This window comes from Francisella halioticida, from assembly GCF_002211785.1.
Classification (GTDB): domain Bacteria; phylum Pseudomonadota; class Gammaproteobacteria; order Francisellales; family Francisellaceae; genus Francisella; species Francisella halioticida.
The window spans coordinates 1,630,310-1,653,549 of the sequence record NZ_CP022132.1 but is presented as its reverse complement, the minus strand read 5'-3'; the positions used below and the strand labels follow the sequence as shown (position 1 = coordinate 1,653,549).

Here is a 23,240-nt window from a genome sequence, read left to right as displayed (position 1 = left end):
TTTTTGTTAACGTAAATCTTCATTCAAATTTTTATGTTTGAGTAAATATCTTTCATATAGCTTTAGTAGCACAAAAAATACCGAGACTATATAATTTTTTGTAAATTATAATAAAAAATTAAGTTTTTCTAAAAGGACTCCAATAATCATAAATAATTATAATTTTTGTTGTATTTTTTTTTTTTATCTTTATACAATTAATTATGAGCACCAAGAGGAGAATAAGATGATTGGGGAAAAGAAGCTAGCGACTGCGATATCATATATGCTGATGGGTTTATGTTCATTTACACTAGCAGAAGCAGCTACGAGTAATAGCGTTGAGACTTATGATTTTAAAGCACCATTTAAGGATTATAATAATAAAATAGTTCTAAATATTAATAATGTATCATCAGCAAAGATGGTTGAATTTACAAGCAATTTTAAACCGAAGGCTGGTTGGGGTAATTGTTTTGGAACTAGAGCAGATCTTGTTGATTTTGTATCTACACAAAGTAGCAATGGCGACTATGTAACCAAAATGACGTTGAAAGACGGAGGATCTTTTGATCTAACGCAATCTTGTGATATTATGGGGACAGATTCTGGTAATGCAATTGTGTTACCTGGGGTTGTTGTTCCTTTAGTTAATGACCTTAAGATTGATGGTAAAAATCTTGAAATTGAAAGACCATGTGCTGGAAATATATGTAAGGATCCTGCTCCAGGATATACAAATTCAGCATATTATGCACAATGGGCTGTATGGGGACGCAAATATAACCCTTATGATTTTAAATATAATAAGTTAAATACAATAATTTATGCATTTATAGGTTTTGATAAAGATACAGGTAATATAAAAACACTTGATGCTTCAGCAGATACATGGGGACTTTCAGCAGCAGCTCGTGCAGCTAAGAAGTATCCATATCTAAAATCATTTTTATCATTTGGTGGTTGGACGAATAATGGTGTTACAACAGCTCCGATGTTTGAGCAGTTAGCTTCAAATCAACAAAGTATGGAGACTTTTGCTAAACAGTCTGTAGGGTTGATGCGTAAACTTGGTTTTAATGGTATAGATATTGACTGGGAGTGGTGGTCTGATTATGGTAATGATGTAGCTCCAGCTAAGAAAATGTTAGCTTTCTTTAAAGTTCTTCGTGCTAAGTTAGACAAGGCTGGTAAAGAAGATGGTAAGAAATACTATCTGGCAATTGCTGTTAATGGGGCTAGAAGTCGTATTGAAGCAATGGAAGATCCAAACAATCCAAATAGAGTATCAGATTTCTGGAAACAAACTGGTGAGTTAATGGATGAAATAAATGTTATGAACTATGACTATCAAGGTGCATGGGGTGCTGGTTTTCCTGCATATTTCCAGGCATCTGCAACATTCCCAGATGTATCTCAATATAGTGCTAATAGATATAATGCTGGAAAAGTATCTGGAGATGTACAAGATAATGTTACAGATAGTGCTAGTAGTGGTGTTAGTTTAAGTGAATCTATTGGTAAAGCTGGTGGATGGTCAATCCATGATTCTATTGATGCATATATCAAAGCTGGAGTTCCTGCTAAGAAATTAATAGTAGGTTTACCTTTATATGCAAGGTCAATGGCTGTTGATAGTGATGTAAATGGAGGTTTATTCCAAGTAATTACTGGATCTGGACTTGGTGATTATGAGAATGGTGTATTTGACTATAAATGTTTAGTTAATCCTGTTAGTGATCCAGTAACTGGTTGTGGAACATCAAAACCAGTAAATGGGTTATCAGATTTACAATTTTATAATGAAAAATCAAATTTAGATATTTTTGATAAGTACGGTAAAGTTGCGATGCAGCCATGGGCATATAGTCCATCTACCAAGTCATTTATAACTTATGATGATGCTTGGTCTGTAGCTAAGAAAACAGAATTTGCTATGGGTAGAGGGCTTGGTGGAACAATGTTCTGGCAGGCTGATGGAGATTCTACAGATGATGGTAAGTCTTTAATAAGTGCAGTAGCTGCTGTATACCAATCAGATAGCATTTATGTATCTGTAGATAATGTAACAGAGACATCAGCAACAATATCTTGGAATAAGCCAGAACTTGATGGTAATGTTACATATATAGTTAAACTAAATGGGAATATAATTGCTCAAAATATTAGTGTTCAAAACTATATACTAACTAATTTAGATAAAGCTACTAACTATAATATTGAAGTTATTGCTAATGCTTTAGGTGAATCTAGAGAAGATAAATTGTCATTTACAACAGCTAGTGGTAATGATCAAAATCAAACAGATGATGTAGCTACAAGTAACTGGGATCCAGATAAAGCTTATACTAAAGGTGAAAAAATAGAAGTTAATGGAGTAGTATACGAAGCACAATGGTGGACTAAAGGTGAAAACCCTACTCAATCAGGAGAATGGGGTGTATGGCGAGAGTTTGATAATCAAACAAATGATCAAGGCGATGATACTTCTTCATCTTCAGGAACATGGAGTACTAAGACTGTGTACAGTAAAGGAGATCAGGTAACGTATAATGGTCAAATATATACAGCTCAATGGTGGACGCAAGGTGATATTCCATCAAATGGAGGTGCTTGGGAAAAACCAGTTATTCCTGGAGGTGCTTGGGAAAGTGGTATTGCATATACAAGTGGGCAAACAGTAACTTTAGATGGAAATACATATAAAGCTAAGTGGTGGACTAGTGATGATAATCCTAAAGATGGAGGTGTATGGCAGAAGTTATAGAATAAAAGTTAGTCAATTACTTAATCTAAATATTTATTCTAAAATATATTTGATCTTTTTTTTAAAAACATATAGAAGTTCCAAAAATAGCTACAGTCGTATTTGGTCTATAAAGTATTTTATTTATTGGGTTATTAATACTATTTTGCTTACTGTATGTATTTAGAGATTAGTTGCTAATATTATGTTGAAGAATGGAATTGAAAGAAAGTTTAAAAATATTCAAAAAAGCGCTTGCGTTTTGGATGGATGATGCGTATTATATGTCTTCACCGGCTGACGAGTGATGTTGCTGGTAAGAGGCTAAGGTCTTTTAAGATATTTAATAGATATATTATATACAAACACTTTGTTAAAGAATTTGAGTAATCAGTAGTTAGAGTCAGAATTTGAGAATTAAACTGAAGAGTTTGATCCTGGCTCAGATTGAACGCTGGTGGCATGCTTAACACATGCAAGTCGAACGGTAACAGGAGAAGCTTGCTTCTTGCTGACGAGTGGCGGACGGGTGAGTAACGCGTAGGAATCTGCCCATTTGTGGGGGATACCAGTTGGAAACGACTGTTAATACCGCATACTATCTGAGGATTAAAGGTGGCCTTTGTGCTGCCGCAGATGGATGAGCCTGCGTTAGATTAGCTTGTTGGTGGGGTAAAGGCCTACCAAGGCTACGATCTATAGCTGATTTGAGAGGATGATCAGCCACATTGGGACTGAGACACGGCCCAAACTCCTACGGGAGGCAGCAGTGGGGAATATTGGACAATGGAGGAAACTCTGATCCAGCAATGCCATGTGTGTGAAGAAGGCTCTAGGGTTGTAAAGCACTTTAGTTGGGGAGGAAAGCTTATGAGTTAATAGCTCATGAGAAGGACGTTACCCAAAGAATAAGGACCGGCTAACTCCGTGCCAGCAGCCGCGGTAATACGGGGGGTCCGAGCGTTAATCGGAATTACTGGGCGTAAAGGGTCTGTAGGTGGTTTGTTAAGTCAGATGTGAAAGCCCAGGGCTCAACCTTGGAACTGCATTTGATACTGGCAAACTAGAGTATGGTAGAGGAATGGGGAATTTCTGGTGTAGCGGTGAAATGCGTAGAGATCAGAAGGAACACCAATGGCGAAGGCAACATTCTGGACCAATACTGACACTGAGGGACGAAAGCGTGGGGATCAAACAGGATTAGATACCCTGGTAGTCCACGCTGTAAACGATGAGTACTAGCTGTTGGATTCGGTGTAAAGGATCTAGTGGCGTAGCTAACGCGTTAAGTACTCCGCCTGGGGACTACGGCCGCAAGGCTAAAACTCAAAGGAATTGACGGGGACCCGCACAAGCGGTGGAGCATGTGGTTTAATTCGATGCAACGCGAAGAACCTTACCTGGTCTTGACATCCTGCGAACTTTCTAGAGATAGATTGGTGCCTTCGGGAACGCAGTGACAGGTGCTGCACGGCTGTCGTCAGCTCGTGTTGTGAAATGTTGGGTTAAGTCCCGCAACGAGCGCAACCCCTATTGATAGTTACCATCATTAAGTTGGGTACTCTATTGAGACTGCCGCTGACAAGGCGGAGGAAGGTGGGGACGACGTCAAGTCATCATGGCCCTTACGACCAGGGCTACACACGTGCTACAATGGGTATTACAGAGGGCAGCGAAGTAGCGATATGGAGCGAAACTCAGAAAGGTACTCTTAGTCCGGATTGCAGTCTGCAACTCGACTGCATGAAGTCGGAATCGCTAGTAATCGCAGGTCAGAATACTGCGGTGAATACGTTCCCGGGTCTTGTACACACCGCCCGTCACACCATGGGAGTGGGTTGCTCCAGAAGTAGATAGCTTAACGAATGGGCGTTTACCACGGAGTGATTCATGACTGGGGTGAAGTCGTAACAAGGTAGCCGTAGGGGAACCTGCGGCTGGATCACCTCCTTAACGGAAATACGAAAAAAATAATAAGCTTTGACTATTGGTTTTCAGATAATTTAGCTTAGTGTTTGTAGATAATATATTTTAGTGTAAATAAAATACGGGTCTGTAGCTCAGTTGGTTAGAGCGCACCCCTGATAAGGGTGAGGTCGGTAGTTCGAGTCTACTCAGACCCACCAGTTTTTGGGGCCATAGCTCAGCTGGGAGAGCACCTGCTTTGCACGCAGGGGGTCAGCGGTTCGATCCCGCTTGGCTCCACCATTGTTTTATTTGCATGATATAGAGATATTTAACAATTTAGTATAGAAATAGACTTAAGAGAATAAGTGCAAGCGGTGGATGCCTTGGCATTCAGAGGCGATGAAGGACGTGTTAATCTGCGATAAGCTTCGGTTAGTTGGTAAATAAACTATGATCCGGAGATTTCCGAATGGGGGAACCCACCTAACATCAGTTAGGTACTCACTCGATATGGAGTGTAGAGCGAACGAGGGGAACTGAAACATCTAAGTACCCTTAGGAAGAGAAATCAATTGAGATTCCCATAGTAGCGGCGAGCGAAGTGGGAAGAGCCTGGTATGATTTAGCTATAATTATAGTAGAACAAGTTGGGAAGCTTGACGATAGAGGGTGATAGTCCCGTATACGAAATAATCATAGTGGAACTAAGCATACGAACAAGTAGGACGGGGCACGAGAAACCTTGTTTGAACATGGGGGGACCATCCTCCAAGGCTAAATACTCCTGAATGACCGATAGTGAACTAGTACCGTGAGGGAAAGGTGAAAAGAACCCTTATAAAGGGAGTGAAATAGAATCTGAAACCGCTTGCATACAAGCAGTAGGAGCACGATTTAGTTGTGTGACTGCGTACCTTTTGTATAATGGGTCAGCGAGTTACTTTTAGTGGCAAGGATAACTGAATAAGGGATCCGTAGCGAAAGCGAGTCTTAATAGGGCGACTAGTCGCTAGGAGTAGACCCGAAACCGGCGCGATCTATCCATGGCCAGGTTGAAGGTTAGGTAATACTAACTGGAGGACCGAACCCAATAATGTTGCAAAATTATGGGATGAGCTGTGGATCGGAGTGAAAGGCTAATCAAGCACGGAGATAGCTGGTTCTCCCCGAAAACTATTTAGGTAGTGCCTCGTGTATAACTGATTGGGGTAAAGCACTGTTTCGACGATGGGGGTTTTACGACCTTACTGACTCGATGCAAACTCAGAATACGATCAAGTTCAATCACGGGAGACACACTGCGGGTGCTAAGGTCCGTAGTGGAGAGGGAAACAGCCCAGACCGCCAACTAAGGTCCCCAAGTCATAGCTAAGTGGGAAACGAAGTGGGAAGGCCCAGACAGCCAGGAGGTTGGCTTAGAAGCAGCCATCCTTTAAAGAAAGCGTAATAGCTCACTGGTCGAGTCGGCCTGCACGTAAGATTTAACGGGGCTAAGCTATGCACCGAAGTTGCGGAATATATAGTATATATTGGTAGGGGAGCGTTCTGTAAGCCGATGAAGGTGAATTGAGAAGTTTGCTGGAGGTATCAGAAGTGCGAATGCTGACATGAGTAACGTAAAATAAGTGAGATTCTTATTGGCCGAAAACCCAAGGATTCCTACGCAATGTTAATCAACGTAGGGTAAGCCGGCCCCTAAGGCGTAGCTGAAGAGTGAAGTCGATGGGAAACAGGTTAATATTCCTGTGCCGCTTATATGAACGAAGGAGGGACGGAGAAGGTTAGGTAGGCCTGGCGAATGGTTGTCCAGGTAAAAGTATGTAGGTAGAGATGCTAGGCAAATCCGGCATTTTGTTGATCTGAGATACGAGACGAAGTCAAACTTGTTTGACGAAGCTATTGATACCAAGCTTCCAGGAAAAGCTTCTAAGTATATTGTATAAGTGACCGTACTGTAAACCGACACTGGTGGGTAGGTAGAGAATACTAAGGCTATGAGATAACTCTGGTGAAGGAACTAGGCAAAATGACACCGTAACTTTGGAAGAAGGTGTGCCCTTGATGGTGATAAGACTTGCTCTTTGAGCTGTTGGGGGTTGCAGATACCAGGTGGCTGCGACTGTTTATCAAAAACACAGCACTCTGCTAAATCGTAAGATGAAGTATAGGGTGTGACGCCTGCCCGGTGCTGGAAGGTTAATTGAAGGGGTTAGCGCAAGCGAAGCTCTGGATCGAAGCCCCAGTAAACGGCGGCCGTAACTATAACGGTCCTAAGGTAGCGAAATTCCTTGTCGGGTAAGTTCCGACCTGCACGAATGGCGTAACGACGGCCACACTGTCTCCACCAGAGACTCAGTGAAATTGAAATCGCTGTGAAGATGCAGTGTACCCGCGGTTAGACGGAAAGACCCCGTGAACCTTTACTACAGCTTTGCACTGGACTTTGAATATTTATGTGTAGGATAGGTGGGAGACTATGAAGCATGATCGCTAGATTGTGTGGAGTCGACCTTGAAATACCACCCTTGAATATTTAGAGTTCTAACTCAGGAGAAATTCGAGGACAGTGTATGGTGGGTAGTTTGACTGGGGCGGTCTCCTCCTAAAGAGTAACGGAGGAGTACGAAGGTGCACTCGGTATGGTCGGAAATCATACCTAGAGTATAAAGGCAAAAGTGCGCTTGACTGCGAGAGTGACGGCTCGAGCAGGTACGAAAGTAGGTCTTAGTGATCCGGTGGTTCTGTATGGAAAGGCCATCGCTCAACGGATAAAAGGTACTCCGGGGATAACAGGCTGATTCCTCCCAAGAGTTCATATCGACGGAGGAGTTTGGCACCTCGATGTCGGCTCATCACATCCTGGGGCTGAAGCAGGTCCCAAGGGTATGGCTGTTCGCCATTTAAAGTGGTACGCGAGCTGGGTTCAGAACGTCGTGAGACAGTTCGGTCCCTATCTGCCGTGGGCGTTAGAGATTTGAGAAGAGTTGCTCCTAGTACGAGAGGACCGGAGTGAACGAACCACTGGTGTTCCGGTTGTTTCGCCAGAAGCATTGCCGGGTAGCTACGTTCGGAAGGGATAACCGCTGAAAGCATCTAAGCGGGAAGCCTCCTTCAAGATTAGATCTCTCTAGCTATAAGCTAGTAAGGAACGTTGGAGACTACGACGTTGATAGGCTGGATGTGGAAGTACAGTAATGTATGAAGCTTACCAGTACTAATGATCCGAGAGACTTAAGTCTATTTCTATGCTGAATTGTTAAATATTTTTAATCCAAAACATAAAGTTTTGGCGATGATAGCTTGTAGGAACCACCTGATCCCATTCCGAACTCAGAAGTGAAACTATAACACGCCGATGATAGTCTGGCATTTGCTCAGGTGAAAGTAGGTAGTCGCCATCTTTTTCGAATATCAAAGTCTCAACAACAAGAGCACAATATGAAAGCCTTGCCTAATCAGCAGGGCTTTTTTTGTTTCTGACGATTAATAATTTTACATACAAGAAGTTTAACTATAGTCATATTTTCCGTAGTTTAATATGTTTAAATTATGATCTACCCCGTCAATTTGGGACAGTTTACTACTTCATTTTCCATTATATATTCAAATTGATATGGAGTCATATAATTTATTGTAGAATGTCTCCTTTTTGTATTATAGTAAGCTTCAATATATTCAAATATTGATAGTTTAGCTTCTTCTCTAGTTTTATATCTTTCATCATGTACTAACTCTACTTTTAAAGTTCCAAAGAAACTTTCACAAGCAGCATTATCGTAACAGCATCCTTTAGAGCTCATACTTGATAGTAGCCAGTGTTCTTTAATAATGTCTTGATATTGTTTGCTACAGTACTGTGACCCTTTATCAGAGTGTATAATCACACCACTAGGAAAATTTCTTCTAAATAATGCCATATTTAAAGCATTACAAACTAAATCCGCTTTCATCCTAGAATCCATTGCCCAACCAATAACTGATCTTGAGAATAAATCTATAATCACACAAAGATACAGCCACCCCTCTTGTGTAGGTACATAAGTTATATCTGTAACCCACCTATGATTTACAGATAAAGCAGTGAAGTTTTGTTCTAATAAATTATCATAAACATGTTTGTTGTGGTTAGAATCTGTAGTTTTCTTATGCTTACGAGCCGCTTTAGCATGTAAACCAAGTAATTTCATACGTTTAGATACTCTAGGTTGAGTAACTTTCCAACCCATATCTTTAAGCTCTTTGTATATCCTAACACTTCCATATCTAGATTTATGTTCATTAAAATAGCATCATCTAGTTCAGCATCATTATATTGCCTTTTACCTATAGGTTTATGAATCCATCTGTAATATGAAGATGTGCTCACATTCAAAGATTTACATAGTGTTGTTACTGGCATAACTTTATAATGCTCCTTAATAAAGGCGTACCTTACAGATTTTGCTTTGCAAAGTACGCTGCTGACTTTTTTAGTATTTCACGCTCTGTTTCTGCCTGTTTGAGTTTTTTCTTCAAATCAGTATTTTCAAAAGATAGTTGCTGGTACTGCGTTTTATAATCTATCTTTATTTCTTTCTGAGGGTTTGACATGGCTTTGGATATCCAACTGCAAATGGTTTTATATTTAACCCCTAAATTATCTGCTATTTCTCGTCTATTTGCATCTGGTTGTAAACATAATTTAACAGCTTCATCTTTAAACTCTTTTGTATATCTCATCTTGTCTCCTTTTCTTAACACCTAAGTGTCCCAAATAGGAGGGTATGATTAGTTGCTCATATTATACTCTTTTTGATAAAGAGAAGGCTTGAATTTGAGCTTCTATTTTAGAAGACAATAAATTGAATAATGTTTGTAATAGCTACTATAAATGGCTTCATAATATAAAATAATAAATTTGATCCATTGAATGGAATAATTATTAGAGCAAGTAAAATAAAAAAGCCGTATCTTTGAATGCTGTTATACTTAAACGCTAGAGATGGTGGTAGAAAAGCTGTTACAATCTTACTTCCATCTAACGGGGGCATAGGTATTAAATTTAAAATCATTAATACTATATTTATCATTATGCCGTAAAAGGCATTCCTTGAACATAAGGGTGAAAAGTTACATATTTTGCAACTATAGCCCATAACAAAGCCATTATAAAATTTGCTAAAAGGCCGGCAGCAGCAACCAAAGCCATATCGAATCTAGGATTTTTTAATTTGTTATAATCTACAGGTACTGATTTAGCCCATCCAAAAATGAAAGGAAATCCAGAGGCTATTGAAGATAGTAGCATTATTCCTGGAATTAGTAGAGTTCCAATAGGATCTATATGAGGGACAGGGTTTAAAGTAACCCTGCCAAGAGTATATGCTGTATTATCTCCTCTTAGTTTTGCAATAAGTCCATGAGCAGCCTCATGCATAGTTATAGCAAATATTAATGGAATTCCTGCCATCAATAGAACCATTAGAATGTGATTTAAATCAATGTTTAATAATTAATTTAATTGATTATGGATAAATTATATGTAAAACTAATACAATATATTATAATAAAGTGTTAATTAATTAGGATTTATTATTAATATGCAATGTTGTTCTAATTAAGAATAATTAAGTAATATGACTAACGAATAAATGTTTTATTAAAATTAATTTTTTAACTTTAACATTAATTATAAATTATTTAATAATTATGTTTATTTTAAGTTAAAATTTAGAAGTTTTAACATTTGCTTTATCAAAAGCTTGTTGTAGATAAAAAAGTAATATTTTTTGTTCACGAGGTCATTCACTTTTTAATTATAAATTAAAGGAGGCTCAATTTTATGGCAAATCAATATTCAGGGAACTTTGAACAAATAGTTGAAGATAGATTTAAGTGTTCAGCACGAGAAATGCTACTGAAATGTCAAAGGGATGGTTTAAGTTATCAAGATGCTGAAAAAGTTTTAGGCTTTAAGCATGTAACAATTAGGAAGTGGGCAAAAAGGTTTGATATCAAGCTACCTCCTAGATTTAGAATGAATGAAGATAGTGCAGATCTTAATAGAGAAGTAGCTTACCTTAATGAGTGTAAATCAGAAAACCTAACTAAAACAAATATATTTAGTCGCTGTTGGGTAAATATGAGTCTTTATTCAACTATAAAGGCTAAATCTTGATTGACTTGTATGGCTGAGCCATTCGTATCAAAATTAAAAGATACTTTTTTTCCTGGCGTCAGGATAATAACAGTTGAGCCATAGTTAAACCAACCTATGGTACCACCTTTTTTAAATTCGATGTTAAAATTATCGTTATTGTAATCCCAGGTTTGGATATTCTTATAATAATTAGGAGCAACCTTACCGTACCATACCGTTTCTATACCTGCTACTAAAAGGGCCCCTACAAAAATTACAGCAATTTCGCCAATTTGTGTATTAAAATAACAAATTAGTCTTTCATTCTTAGCAAATAGGTTATCTATTTTATTTGTTGTTAGTTTATTTACAGAGTAGAGATTGCCGGGGATATAGACCATTTTTGTTAATTTACCATCTATAGGCATATGGACTCTGTGATAATCTTTGGGTGATAAATATATTGTTGCAAATTTTGTAAAATCTGTTTGAGAGCTGTTTGCTATTAGTGATTCTGTAGTAAAATATTTTCCTTTTGCTTGAATAAGGTCGCCACTTTCTATGTTTCCAAATTCACTCAAAATACCGTCAGCTGGAGATGTAATCACTGTTGGATCTGTGTTTAGAGGTCTTACATCATCTTTTAATTTTCTTGTAAAGAAATCATTAAATGATATATAGCTATCAGGATTAGTTTCTTTTGCTTCATTGATATTTATTTTGAACTTTTTTATAGCTAAATTAATTAAGTAGTTTTTTATAGCTTTATTTCTTGATTCAGCAAGTCTACTTATTAGGCGTGACGTTAAACCATGCGGTAATAAATATTGTAAAAATATAAATAAGTTATTTTTCATTAGGTATACTCATGTTTATTTACTAAAAGCTTATTATATATCAGTATATCACTGTGTTATAATATTTGGCTAACTTAATCATATTAATTTAAAATAATGAGAAATATATCTAAAATACTTGTAATATTGAGTTTTGTCTTTTTATTACAGGACTGTTCAACAAATAAAGTTGATAATGATTTTTCGTATGAAAATTTATCAGAAACTGTAAGTGGAGCACCATTTAGAAATAGAAAATATGATTATGCAAGAGTTCAAGTAAAAGAGGAGTCACCTTTAAAAGTACCGACTGGCTTAAATGGTAATAAAATAAAACCAGCGCTTAAACTTCCAGAAGGTGATAATGATTATGCTAGATTAGAAAGCAGTGAGGCTCAGAAGCAGATGTTACCTCCAAATTATTCTGATAAGTTTAATATGTCTAAAATTATTGATGATCAAATTGCTAAAGTTTCGATTAGTGTTCTTTATGATGATACTGGGGAATTGAAATTAGTTTTTAGAGAACCAATAGCTATAACCTTAAACTTACTTGAAGAATATTTTAAAGCTAGGCCAAAAGATTATAAGCTTATGTCAGTAAAAGACGAGATGTTATCTGGGAATCTGATAAAGGTTAAAGATATACATAAACAATTAATATTTGTTATTAAAGCTCGTAAGGTTGATGATTTATCTAGCTTGGTAAAAGTAAACGCAGTATTTACAGCTGATGGTAAAACACAAGCACCAGATCATATAAATCAAAGTGTTAAACTATTGAGTGAGATACGTAAAGCTTTAAATAATGCTGAGCTTAAGAGTAAAGCTAATATTAAGATAGTTAAGCAGACAGAAGCTCAACTAACTACAACTACATTATCTGCAAAAGATAATAAACACAGTATGAGTGGAATTTCAGGTTCTTCGAAAAAAAGTAAATTTGGCTTTGGTTCGTATGATAGAACTATGGATAAATCCCAACCACAGCAACAAAAATCCGAATCATACCATGACTATACTCAGATGACAGCACCGTCAGATAGTAAGGTTTATAATAGTGATACACAGGCTCAAGTATTAAATACATAGGTAGTAAAATGTATGATATTTCAGTATTTATAGGCAGATTTCAGCCTTTTCATAAAGGACATTTACATAATATTTTAGTAGCTCTTTCGAAGAGTAGGAGAATAATAATAAATGTTGGAAGCTCTTTTAATGCACCTAATATTAAGAACCCTTTTTCTTTTGAACAAAGAGTGTTGATGATCGAGGAAGATTTAAAGGCTTCAGCAGTTGATTTATCCAGAGTTATGATAGAACCTTTGGCAGATTATTACTATGAAGAGCAAAAGTGGGAAGAAGCTTTACGTAATAATGTTGCTAAATACACTAAGGCAGGTCAAACAATTGCTATTGCTGGACATATCAAAGATGATTCTAGTTATTATCTTGAGAGTTTTCCTGAATGGGGATTTATTGCTGTTGATAATTATAAGAGCTATAATGCAACAGACTTCAGATTAGAGTTCTATAAAGGATTTATTAAAATCGATTATATGTGTAGTGATGATCCTAATATTGCAACATATAAGTTTCTTAATGATTTTATGAAAACACAAAGCTATCATGATTTAGTAAAAGAGAATGATTATGTTATAGAACATAAAAAATCATGGAAACCTGCTCCATATAAGCCTATTTTAGTAACTGTAGATGCTTTAGTAATAGTGAATGATCATATACTTTTAATACAAAGAAATGGCTTCCCAGGAAAAAATATCTGGGCACTGCCAGGAGGTTTTTTGGATTATGTTGAAACAATATCTCAAGGAATTATTAGAGAGTTATTTGAAGAAACAAATATTGACTTAACAGTTGAACAGTTAGCCATAGCGAAAAGAAAAGAGAAGGTTTTTGATTACCCATCTCGATCAGTACGAGGTAGAATCGTTAGTCATGTTGGCTTGTTTATATTTGAAAAATGGCCAAATTTACCTAAGATTAAAGCAGCTGATGATGCAAAGAATGTTAAATGGATATCTATAAGGTCAATTATTAATAATATGTATGATAGAATGCTAGAAGATCATTATCAAATTATTACAGTTTTACTAGAAAACTATTATAGAAATAAAGTGTAGGGAGATTTTTATATTATGAGTTTATCAGTTGTGATTTTAGCGGCAGGTAAAGGTTCTAGAATGAACTCAAATAAACCAAAGGTTTTGCAAACACTTGCAGGCAAGACTCTTATAGAGCACGTTGTTGAATCTGTTGTAAAATTAAATCCTGATAATATTGTTGTTGTAACAGGACATTTAAAAGAACAGGTTGAGAATATCCTAGATGGTAGAGATATCACATTTGTGCATCAAAAAGAGCAGTTAGGAACAGGTCATGCTGTTTTACAAACATTACCATATCTAGAAAGTCAGAAAATTTTAATTTTATATGGAGATGTTCCTTTAATATCAGCGGAAGTTTTAGATAACTTAGTTTCTACAACTCATGACTATGATCTAGGTGTATTAACTGCTCTTGTTGAAAATCCAAAAGGTTTAGGGCGAATTATAAGAGATAAGTTTGGTGCAGTATCAGAAATTGTTGAAGAGAAAGATGCAAATGATGTACAACGTCAAATAAAAGAAATAAATACTGGTATCTACTGTGCCCATAAAAAGCTTTTAGAAAAGTGGCTACCTAATTTAGAGGCTAATAATGCTCAACAAGAGTATTATCTAACGGATATTGTTACATTTGCTAAAAATGATAAGTTATCTATAAATGTAACTCATCCTATTAATGAGTTTGAAATATTAGGTGTAAATGATAGACAACAGCTTGCAGACCTTGAAAGAACTTGGCAAAGAACAATAGCAGAAAGAATCATGGCTAAAGGTGTTAGTATTGCAGATCCAAATAGATTCGATGTAAGAGGACACTTAGATGTTGGAAAAGACTGCTGGTTAGATGTTAATGTTATCATCAAAGGTAATGTAAAGCTTGGTAATAATGTTGTTATTGGTGCAAACTGTACTTTGAAAGATTGCATTATTGAAGATAACGTTAAAATTAAATCAAATAGTGTGGTTGATGGTTCAATTATAAGAAAAAATGCTATCGTTGGACCATTTGCTAGAGTTAGGCCAGATTGTGATATAAAAGAAGAAGCGGTTATAGGTAACTTTGTTGAGACAAAAAAAACTATTCTTGGCAGAGGCTCAAAAGCTTCCCATTTAACTTATCTTGGTGATAGTGAAATAGGTTCTAATTGTAATATAGGCGCAGGAGTAATCACCTGTAATTATGATGGGGTTAATAAGCATAAAACTATAATTGAAGATTATGCATTTATTGGTTCAGATTCTCAACTAGTTGCCCCAGTGAGCATTGGACAAGGGGCTACTGTTGGTGCAGGATCAACAATTGCAAAAGATGTCCCTGCTGATAACTTAGCGATATCACGAGCTAGGCAGCGTCATATTGATAGTTGGGGAAGACCTGTGAAGAAAACAGATAAGTAAAATAATTAATAAGGTTTTATTATGTGTGGAATAGTTGGTGCTAACTCAACAAGGAATGTTACAAATATTTTAATTGAAGGCTTAAAGAAACTTGAGTATAGAGGCTATGATTCAGCTGGCTTAGCAATAATTGATGGTGAGCAAGATATTGATATATGTAAAGAAGTTGGTAAAGTTATTGAGCTTGAAAAATCAGTACGTTCTTTATCAGATTTTAAAGGTAGTATTGGTATTGCGCATACAAGGTGGGCTACTCATGGTAAACCATCAAAAGAAAATTCTCATCCTCATGCATCAGAAAAGTTTTGTATTGTGCATAATGGTGTGATAGAGAATTTTTCTGAACTTAAAAAATCATTAATAGCAGATGGTTATGGATTTAAGTCAGACACTGATACTGAAGTTGTTGTCCATTTATTAGATAGAGAATGGAAGAACCAAGAGACTATAATAGATAATATTAAGCGTATTATAAGTTTGTTAAAAGGCGCTTATGCTTTAGCAATTATATCGCAAAAATTCCCTGACAAAATTATCGCAGTGCGTTCTGGATCACCTTTAGTAATAGGTGTTGGTATTGATGAGAATTTTGTATCATCTGATGCTTTATCTTTATTGCCAGTGACAAATAAATTTTCCTATCTTGATGAAGGTGATATTGCTATAGTGTCAAAAATAGATGTGAAAGTCTTTGATAATCAAGGAATACCAAAAAATCTTGAAGTTGAAGAATATAATTATTCAGCTTCAAGCACATCAAAAGATGGTTATAAACATTATATGCTTAAAGAGATATATGAGCAGCCCGAGGCTATTTCAAATACAATTCTAGCATCATTAAAAGATAATAATGAAATCAGTTTGGAGAATTTTGATAATAAAGCAAAAGAGCTGTTTGAGAAAACTAAGCATATCTGTATTGTAGCATGTGGTACAAGTTATAATGCTGGTATGACAGCTAAATATTGGATAGAAAAATATGCAAAAATATCATGTAGTGTCGAGATAGCAAGTGAGCTTAGATATCGAGATAATGTGGTTGTAGATGGTTCGCTATTTGTAAGTATTTCTCAATCAGGTGAAACGGCAGATACCTTAGAATCGCTTAGGAAGAGTAAAAAGCAAGCTTATGCGGGAAGTATGTGTATTTGTAATGTACCAAATAGTTCACTAGTAAGGGAGTCTGATGTTGCATTTATGACAAAAGCAGGTGTTGAGATAGGAGTTGCATCTACTAAAGCATTTACTACTCAGCTGATAGTGTTAGCAATATTTACACTAGCCATGGCTAAACTTAGAAGAAGCTTATCTGATGTTGAAGTTAAAAAATACATACAAGAGTTAAAAAATGCACGAGCTTCGGTTATGGGAGCTTTAAAGCTTGACCCTGAGATAGATGAAATAAGTGAGTATTTTTCAGATAAAGAGCATACGATCTTTTTAGGTAGAGGCTTATATTTCCCTATAGCTGTTGAAGGTGCTCTGAAGCTTAAAGAGATTTCTTATATTCACGCAGAAGCTTATCCATCTGGAGAGTTAAAGCATGGTCCATTAGCTTTAGTTGATAAAAATATGCCAATAGTAGCAGTAGTACCTAATGATGAATTATTAGATAAAACTCTTTCTAATCTTCAAGAAGTACATGCCAGAGGCGGTAAGTTAATTCTTTTTGTTGATAAGGTAATTAAAGATCGAGTTGATTTTGATAATAGTATTGTATTAGAATTAGATGGTGGTCATGATTTTAGTGCACCAATAGTATTTACAGTACCCCTTCAGCTTCTTTCATATCATGTTGCTATACTTAAAGGAACCGATGTCGATCAGCCTAGAAACTTAGCTAAATCTGTAACAGTTGAGTAGGATAAAAGTTTCACTGTTTACTACGCAAAGTTAATATTCTGTTCATTTTTTTTATAGAAATGGGGTTGTTTATGGATTTTAATAAATCTTTATCGTATGAAAATGTTAGCCTTCAAGTAATACATCAAAGTGATTTTGATAGCTTGTTTAAATTGGCCAGTGATCCTGAAATATGGGATCAGCATAATGATCAATAACGTTGTAAAAAGGAAGGGTTTAAGAAATTTTTCGATGGAGGCATAAATAATTCTCAAAATTGTTATTTGATATTCTATAAAGAGGAGCTAGTTGGATCAACCAGATATTATGAATACAACCTTGATGGGCCATCAATAAAGATAGGGTATACATTTTATGCGAAAAAATATTGGGGAACAAGTTTAAATAAAAAGGTTAAAAAGCTAATGCTTAGTTATGCTTTTAAATATGTCGAAAATGTATTTTTTGATGTTTGGATTGAGAATTTTTGTTCACAAAAATCTGTTGAAAAACTAGGTGCTAATCTTTATAAAAAAAATAACATACATGGAAAATTGGTTTTTAAGCTAACTAAAAGAGATTGTTTGTTAAGCCTTTATTAAACTACAGAGTTTGCCATAAAATAGTCAAATCCTATTTTAAAATATTATTTTGATGTAGAATTCTTTTAATGTTATAACTTTGATTAGAGGTTGTTGGTATGCGACGTAGTTTACAAGCTTGGTTATATGAATATTCATTAAGTCATCATAATTCTATTAATAAAAAGATTCATAGTATTTGTGTTCCAGCTATTACTTTCTCAATTATTGGGATATTATATTCAGTTAGCTTTTGGCTGGCTTTAATCCTAATAGTCTTATCATTATGTTTTTATTTCTCATTATCTTCTGCGTATGCTTTGATTATGCTATTAGTAAGTTTTGTAATGCTAGGAGTAGTTATATTTATTCCATATATTTTATTAATTTCGATAGCTATATTTGCTATTGGTTGGGCATTACAATTTTATGGGCATCATTTAGAGGATAAAAAGCCATCTTTTCTGAAAGATATTCAATTTCTACTAATAGGTCCTTTATGGGTAATACAGAAATTTTATGAAAATATTCGAGATTAGAAAAAGAATCATAGTGTTTAAAATTTATTTTTCTAGGTATAGAGAAGCATTAAAAGAAATAAATTGATATTCATGAATAAGGAAAAATAATTAACTGAAAACTCTTCTTTGAGCAATTCTTGCCCTTTTTACAGCCGCTCTCTTAGCTAATTTTCTTTTTTCGGTTGGCTTAATATAGTGCTGTCTATCTCTAAGCTCTTGCTTGATTCCAGCTTTTTCGCAAGCACGTTTGAAGTTTCTTAAGCTGATATCAAAAGGTTTACGCTCATCTACTCTAATACTAGGCATTATAGTACCTCAATATTCGCAGCTTCAGGACCTTTTTTACCTTCTTGAGTTTCAAAAGTAACCTGTTGGCCTTCTAAAAGTGTTTCGCCATTTAGTTTTGATATATGTACAAATACATCTTTACTACCATCTTCAGGAGTTATAAAACCAAATCCTTTTTGGTCATTGAAAAATTTTATTGTACCTTGTGATTTATTATCCATTTTTATTCTCTTTAATTTTTATTTGGTTAGTTTTCTATAGCTTATTACAAAGCTATTAATTTATATGTATGGATTCATATGATATTACAACTTAAGAGATCAAGCAAAAATTGAACATTAACATAGCGAAAATTAAAACTTTCTTATCCTTACACCGCTAGTCTAGTATAAAAATGTTATAAAAGATATAGTTAGTTATAAAATACCTACTATAATTGTGCATATATTTAATTAATCTAACTTGGCTCTTTTTGCTTTAAGTAGTTCACTAGAGCTTTGCCATTGCTTTACTCGTGGTTCTAAACCTTGTATTTTTTTATTAAACTCTATCTCAAGATCTACATCATATAAATTAGCAATTTCAAGTACACATACTAAAATATCAGTTAGCTCTGATTTGATTTTTTTATTATTCTACAACACTTATGTCTACAGAAGGGCGTAATGTTGAACATACAGCCAGTGCTTCGTGTACAGGGTGGTCAGCAAACTTCTCAAAAGGAGCATTAGCCCCTGCTTTATTATTAATATATGGGATAGCTTGTTGCATTAGGTTATAGTCAAACCTAGGTGCCCATTTGCGTGAACCAAGCCTAGCTGTTGTTGAACAATTATCAACCATATGAGCAACACCTTTAAAATGCATGTATGGGTTTAGTGAATCAACCGCTTCAATAATAGATTCGTTGACTATCTCAGAATAAGCATGGCCTTTTTGAACTAAAATATCAGATTGAGCCATTATACAAGCAATATAAACGCCAGCTGTAATTGGATCGATTGGAGTTGTATGTTCATTGCGTTTAGCTCTTACTTTTTCACCAATTTTCCATAGCTCAGTTTTATCAATTTTGCCCATTGGTAAACGATCATGGCGTGCACCAGCCATTACAACTGAACGGATTTCATTACCACTTTCAACATCTTCATAACACTCAATTAGAATATCAAATAAAGGAGTATAAGCAGCATTATAGGCATTTTCAAACTTTTGTTTATCTTCAGTAGTTTCTAAACTATCGTATACTTTTTTCATACCTTGAGTTGATATGATTTTAGATATAGGCCCAGTAATTGCTTCAGCAGTGCGGCGGAAAGCTTCTTCCTTGTCCATGCCATTATCTGTAAAGTATCGATAAAGAACTTCAATAATTCCATGAACACCACCAAGTAAAATACCTCTTTCTCCAAAGATATCTGAGCGATACTCCATTTCCATAGTTGTTGGGAATACAAATGGTGCACCACAGGCTATAGCCCAACCTAGAGCTTGCTCAGTTGCTTTACCATTAATATCTTGATAAACACCAATACTACTATTAATACCCGCTCCATTAATTGTTTTACCTTGTTCGTATAAACGACGAACAGAAGGCCCCATACCTTTAGGACACATTGCAATAATATTTATATCATCTCTAATTCGGCAATTAATGCCCTTAACGAAACCAATTAAGAAACCATGAGAAAAACCTAACGTTGCTCCAGGCTTAACAGCTGCGAAAATTTTATCGTAAAGTTTAGCTTGAGCGGCATCTGAGATTAAGATAATAGCCATATCTGATTCTTTTATTACTTCAAACATTTCTCCAAGAGTTCCACTTTCCCTAGTAAAGCCAACAGCCTCAGCTTCTTTTTCTGAGCTTGAACCAGAACGTAAACCAACTTTAACTTTAATATTTGTTCCTTCTAGAGAGTCACGTAAGTTCTGAGCCTGTGCAGGACCTTGAGATCCCCAACCAATTACACCAACCTGTTTAATTCCTTCAAATGCTTGAGGTAATTTTTCAAATAGATGACGCCCACCAGCAACAATAGTTTCGTTGCATCCGCCTAAGTTATACTCTTTAACTTCAAAAATGTTACTTTGAATTTTCATAATAGTCTCCGGTATTTAGCTCTTTTATTATTAGTTTAACTATAAAATTACATAAAAAGTTGCTTGAAATAAAGTGAAAAATTTGCAATTATTTATTGCATAAGATGCAACATAAGTTAATTGTGATTGATAAAAAAGAATTGAATGCATTTAAGGTTTTGGCTGAAACTTTGCATTTTGGAAAGGCAAGTAAAAAATGTTTCTTAACACCATCAGCGTTAACCCGTCTTATTCAACGGATTGAACAAGAGATGGAGGTAATATTTTTTGAAAGAGATAACAGAAATATTAAATTAACAGATGCTGGTAAGGTTTATTATCAATTTACTAAAGAAATGTTGCAAAAATATGAAGATATAAATTATATATTACATCCTAAAGAAGGACAGATAATTGGTGATATTAGGTTATCTTGTACTGTAACGGCATCACATGTGGTTTTACCAGATATTATTAAGAAGCTACATATTAATTACCCAGGTATAAAAATACAGTTAACTACAGGCTCAATAAAAAATTGTACTAGCCAACTTGAAGAAGATGCTACTGATGTAATCATAGCTATTTTATCAAAAGATATTCCTAGTAACTTTTGTGTTAAAGAAGTGTTAACTACAAAAATGGTAATGATTGTACCTGCCATAAAGAAGATTAAAAATTTAAGAGAAGTTATTGGTGAAATACCATTTATTCGACCATCTCATTATATAGGTGGTAGTAATTTGGATGAATGGTTTACCAAGCAGAACTTAAAACCAGAAGTATATGGTGATGTTGATGGTAATGAGGCTATTTTGTCACTAGTATCATCAGGTATAGGTACTTCTATATTGCCAGAAGTAATACTAAAACATAGTCATCTATCCAAATCTGTAAATGTAATAAAAACTGATGGTCTACCAGAAATATCTGTGGGTGTAGTGATGAGAAAAGAAGCACTAGCTTCACCAATTAAAAAAATATTTTGGGAGCTTATTGAGAGGTTAGACGTGATCAAAATTTAGCATGCTAAAATTATCAATAAGACGTAGAGAGAAATCCTATGCCCTCAGGTATTTTATGTATATATTCATTATATGATAGTTTATAATGGCTAGTTAGATTTTTTGAAAAGTTTGATATTGATAAAATGAGTGAAATAATTATAAAAACATTTGAAGAAATAGAGAAAATGCGTGTTGCTGGAAAATTAGCGGCAGAAGTTTTAAAGATGATTACTCCATATGTAAAAGAAGGTATTACAACTGGAGAATTAGATAAAATGTGCCATGATTATATTGTTAATGAACAAAATGCATATCCAGCACCTCTTAACTATCACGGTTTTCCTAAATCTATATGTACATCAATAAATCATGTCGTTTGCCATGGAATACCTGCAGATAAAAAACTTAAAAAAGGTGATATTTTGAATATTGATGTCACGGTTAAAAAAGATGGCTATCATGGTGATACAAGCAAAATGTTTATGATTGGTGAACCATCTGTAATGGCTAAGAAATTGGTTGAAGTTACATATGAATGTTTATGGAAAGGTATAGAAGTAGTTAAACCAGGTAATTATTTTGGTGATATTGGTGCAGTTATTGAGAAACATGCTAAAAAAATTGGTTACTCAATAGTTGATACTTTTTGTGGTCATGGTATCGGTGCGAATTTTCATGAGCCTCCTCATGTTATGCATCATGGTAAATCTGGTACTGGAGATAAAATAGAAGAAGGGATGATCTTCACAATTGAGCCAATGATAAATGTTGGTAAAAGAGCAGTTTCAGTTTTGAAAGATGGCTGGACAGCAGTTACTAAAGATAGATCTCTTTCCGCTCAATGGGAGCATACTATTTTAGTGACAAAAGATGGATGTGAAGTTTTAACTTTAAGAGAAGAAGAAAAAATATAAGATGTCACAAAAAGTAACGCAAAAACTTGTAAATCAAAAGTGTGAATTATTAAAATCACAGAATGAGGATATTACTGTTAATAAAGTTAGAAAACTTATTGGTGGAAATATCTCAATTATTGATTTAGTAGAAAAGGTTACTTTATACAAACAAGACAAAAAAAAGGCTTTTACTGAAGCAGAAATAGAGGAACAGCCACTTCAAGATAAACCTCGTGATCAGTTATTAAATATTACTCAAAAAATATTAAAAGAATACTCAATTGAAGAAAATCAAATAGCTTTTGGCTTACGTAGTGGTTTAAAAAAATATATAGATCAGCAAGTCTCTGAAAAATCTAAAAAGCTTAAACAGAAGCAAGTTGAGATATCTAATAAGAATGATAGTTTAGAGATATCTAACTTGACCTTAAACAGACTCTATAATGAACTTCTTGAGAAATATAATGAGCTTAAAGAAGAGTCGTATAGTTTAAAGCAAAATTATAATTCAAAGTCGATGCGTTTTATTGAAAAGGAAACTGTAGAAAAAACTCTTTTAGCATGGGAGGATTTTAAGGATATTAAAGAGCAAATGTCAAGTTTAGGGGCTTATGCAAAAACAGCAATATATGATAAAAGAGGAGTTGTTGTTATAAAGTTTCCAGCTACAGATTTTTTGACTCAAGAATGTCGTTCAGGTGTTAGTAGATATCTAAAAGCTAAAACAACTTTTGATTATTCTATCCAAGCTTGGATTCTTTCAGGATTTACAGATATTTTGAAAACATTAGATTTTTTAAAGAGAAATAAATTTATTTTTTCAAAAGAGCTAGAAACTATAGCTTATCACCGTAGAAAAGGACTAGATTAACTAGTTATAGTAAACTAGTATAGAAGCCATTGTTGATA

General features: G+C 34.9%; 17 protein-coding genes, 2 tRNA genes, 3 rRNA genes and 2 pseudogenes. 16 read left to right on the top strand and 8 right to left on the bottom strand.

The window, feature by feature from the left end; translation table 11 throughout:
• Nucleotides 1-226 precede the first annotated feature (226 nt).
• The 6 genes from CDV26_RS08820 to rrf all read left to right on the top strand — a co-directional run bounded on the left by CDV26_RS08820 (nt 227) and on the right by rrf (nt 8,034).
• Entirely contained in the window at nt 227-2,746 is a 2,520-nt protein-coding gene (locus tag CDV26_RS08820; protein WP_245806427.1) for a glycosyl hydrolase family 18 protein, read from the top strand.
• Nucleotides 2,747-3,144: 398 nt separating this feature from the next.
• Nucleotides 3,145-4,678: ribosomal RNA gene (locus CDV26_RS08815) — 16S ribosomal RNA — on the top strand.
• A 96-nt stretch (nt 4,679-4,774) separates the two neighbouring features.
• Nucleotides 4,775-4,851 (top strand) — tRNA-Ile (locus tag CDV26_RS08810).
• A 6-nt stretch (nt 4,852-4,857) separates the two neighbouring features.
• A tRNA-Ala gene (locus CDV26_RS08805) sits at nt 4,858-4,933 on the top strand.
• Nucleotides 4,934-4,984: 51 nt separating this feature from the next.
• Nucleotides 4,985-7,872 (top strand): 23S ribosomal RNA (locus CDV26_RS08800).
• A gap of 46 nt (nt 7,873-7,918) precedes the next feature.
• Nucleotides 7,919-8,034, top strand: a 5S ribosomal RNA gene (gene rrf / locus CDV26_RS08795).
• The 16S, 23S and 5S rRNA genes sit together here with 2 tRNA genes alongside, the layout of an rRNA operon.
• A 153-nt stretch (nt 8,035-8,187) precedes the next feature.
• On the opposite strand, the gene CDV26_RS08790 is transcribed toward rrf, so the two are convergent.
• The 4 genes and pseudogenes from CDV26_RS08790 to CDV26_RS08775 all read right to left on the bottom strand — a co-directional run bounded on the left by CDV26_RS08790 (nt 8,188) and on the right by CDV26_RS08775 (nt 10,115).
• Entirely contained in the window at nt 8,188-8,859 is a 672-nt protein-coding gene (locus CDV26_RS08790; protein WP_088772770.1) for an IS3 family transposase, read from the bottom strand.
• The gene (locus CDV26_RS08785) at nt 8,817-9,032 is read right to left on the bottom strand and encodes a hypothetical protein (RefSeq protein WP_088771820.1); all 216 of its coding nucleotides are present in this window, start codon (nt 9,030-9,032) and stop codon (nt 8,817-8,819) included. The genes CDV26_RS08790 and CDV26_RS08785 overlap by 43 nt, the downstream gene beginning before the upstream one ends.
• 32 nt (nt 9,033-9,064) lie before the next feature.
• Nucleotides 9,065-9,373: a transposase gene (locus tag CDV26_RS08780; RefSeq protein WP_157671249.1), complete on the bottom strand. Its 309-nt coding sequence runs from the start codon at nt 9,371-9,373 to the stop codon at nt 9,065-9,067.
• 86 nt (nt 9,374-9,459) lie between these two features.
• Nucleotides 9,460-10,115, bottom strand: a pseudogene (locus CDV26_RS08775) (site-2 protease family protein).
• A gap of 339 nt (nt 10,116-10,454) precedes the next feature.
• On the opposite strand from CDV26_RS08775, the gene fevR reads away from it, so the two are divergent.
• Nucleotides 10,455-10,790, top strand: coding sequence for a transcriptional regulator FevR (gene fevR, locus CDV26_RS08770; protein ID WP_088772957.1), 336 nt, complete (start codon nt 10,455-10,457; stop codon nt 10,788-10,790).
• On the opposite strand, the gene asd is transcribed toward fevR, so the two are convergent.
• Nucleotides 10,763-11,608, bottom strand: coding sequence for an archaetidylserine decarboxylase (gene asd, locus CDV26_RS08765; protein ID WP_088772956.1), 846 nt, complete (start codon nt 11,606-11,608; stop codon nt 10,763-10,765). The two genes, fevR and asd, sit on opposite strands and share 28 nt — an antisense overlap.
• A 96-nt stretch (nt 11,609-11,704) precedes the next feature.
• Here asd and CDV26_RS08760 point away from each other — a divergent pair, with 96 nt between their 5' ends.
• From CDV26_RS08760 to CDV26_RS08735, 6 genes and pseudogenes are all read left to right on the top strand, one after another.
• Entirely contained in the window at nt 11,705-12,679 is a 975-nt protein-coding gene (locus tag CDV26_RS08760; protein WP_088772955.1) for a hypothetical protein, read from the top strand.
• Nucleotides 12,680-12,687: 8 nt separating this feature from the next.
• A complete protein-coding gene (locus CDV26_RS08755; protein WP_088772954.1) occupies nt 12,688-13,734 on the top strand; it encodes a bifunctional nicotinamide-nucleotide adenylyltransferase/Nudix hydroxylase in 1,047 nt (348 codons plus the stop codon).
• A gap of 15 nt (nt 13,735-13,749) precedes the next feature.
• On the top strand, nt 13,750-15,117 hold the full coding sequence (gene glmU / locus CDV26_RS08750; RefSeq protein WP_088772953.1) for a bifunctional UDP-N-acetylglucosamine diphosphorylase/glucosamine-1-phosphate N-acetyltransferase GlmU: 1,368 nt from the start codon (nt 13,750-13,752) through the stop codon (nt 15,115-15,117).
• 21 nt (nt 15,118-15,138) lie between these two features.
• Entirely contained in the window at nt 15,139-16,980 is a 1,842-nt protein-coding gene (gene glmS, locus CDV26_RS08745; RefSeq protein ID WP_088772952.1) for a glutamine--fructose-6-phosphate transaminase (isomerizing), read from the top strand.
• A 71-nt stretch (nt 16,981-17,051) separates the two neighbouring features.
• A pseudogene (locus CDV26_RS08740) lies at nt 17,052-17,561 on the top strand (GNAT family N-acetyltransferase).
• Nucleotides 17,562-17,659: 98 nt separating this feature from the next.
• Nucleotides 17,660-18,079, top strand: a complete 420-nt coding sequence (locus tag CDV26_RS08735; protein ID WP_088772951.1) for an Mpo1 family 2-hydroxy fatty acid dioxygenase — start codon at nt 17,660-17,662, stop codon at nt 18,077-18,079.
• Nucleotides 18,080-18,169: 90 nt separating this feature from the next.
• Here CDV26_RS08735 and rpsU read toward each other — a convergent pair whose 3' ends face one another.
• From rpsU to CDV26_RS08715, 3 genes are all read right to left on the bottom strand, one after another.
• A complete protein-coding gene (gene rpsU, locus CDV26_RS08730) occupies nt 18,170-18,367 on the bottom strand; it encodes a 30S ribosomal protein S21 (protein WP_088772950.1) in 198 nt (65 codons plus the stop codon).
• On the bottom strand, nt 18,367-18,570 hold the full coding sequence (locus CDV26_RS08725) for a cold-shock protein (RefSeq protein WP_088772949.1): 204 nt from the start codon (nt 18,568-18,570) through the stop codon (nt 18,367-18,369). The genes rpsU and CDV26_RS08725 overlap by 1 nt, the downstream gene beginning before the upstream one ends.
• A 409-nt stretch (nt 18,571-18,979) precedes the next feature.
• A complete protein-coding gene (locus CDV26_RS08715; protein ID WP_211276364.1) occupies nt 18,980-20,449 on the bottom strand; it encodes a ketol-acid reductoisomerase in 1,470 nt (489 codons plus the stop codon).
• 104 nt (nt 20,450-20,553) lie between these two features.
• Here CDV26_RS08715 and CDV26_RS08710 point away from each other — a divergent pair, with 104 nt between their 5' ends.
• From CDV26_RS08710 to CDV26_RS08700, 3 genes are all read left to right on the top strand, one after another.
• Nucleotides 20,554-21,453 (top strand): LysR substrate-binding domain-containing protein, encoded by a 900-nt coding sequence (locus tag CDV26_RS08710; protein ID WP_088772947.1) that lies wholly within the window; start codon nt 20,554-20,556, stop codon nt 21,451-21,453.
• Between the two features lie 125 nt (nt 21,454-21,578).
• On the top strand, nt 21,579-22,349 hold the full coding sequence (map, locus tag CDV26_RS08705; protein ID WP_088772946.1) for a type I methionyl aminopeptidase: 771 nt from the start codon (nt 21,579-21,581) through the stop codon (nt 22,347-22,349).
• Between the two features lies 1 nt (nt 22,350).
• Entirely contained in the window at nt 22,351-23,202 is an 852-nt protein-coding gene (locus tag CDV26_RS08700; protein WP_088772945.1) for a hypothetical protein, read from the top strand.
• Nucleotides 23,203-23,240: the final 38 nt, after the last annotated feature.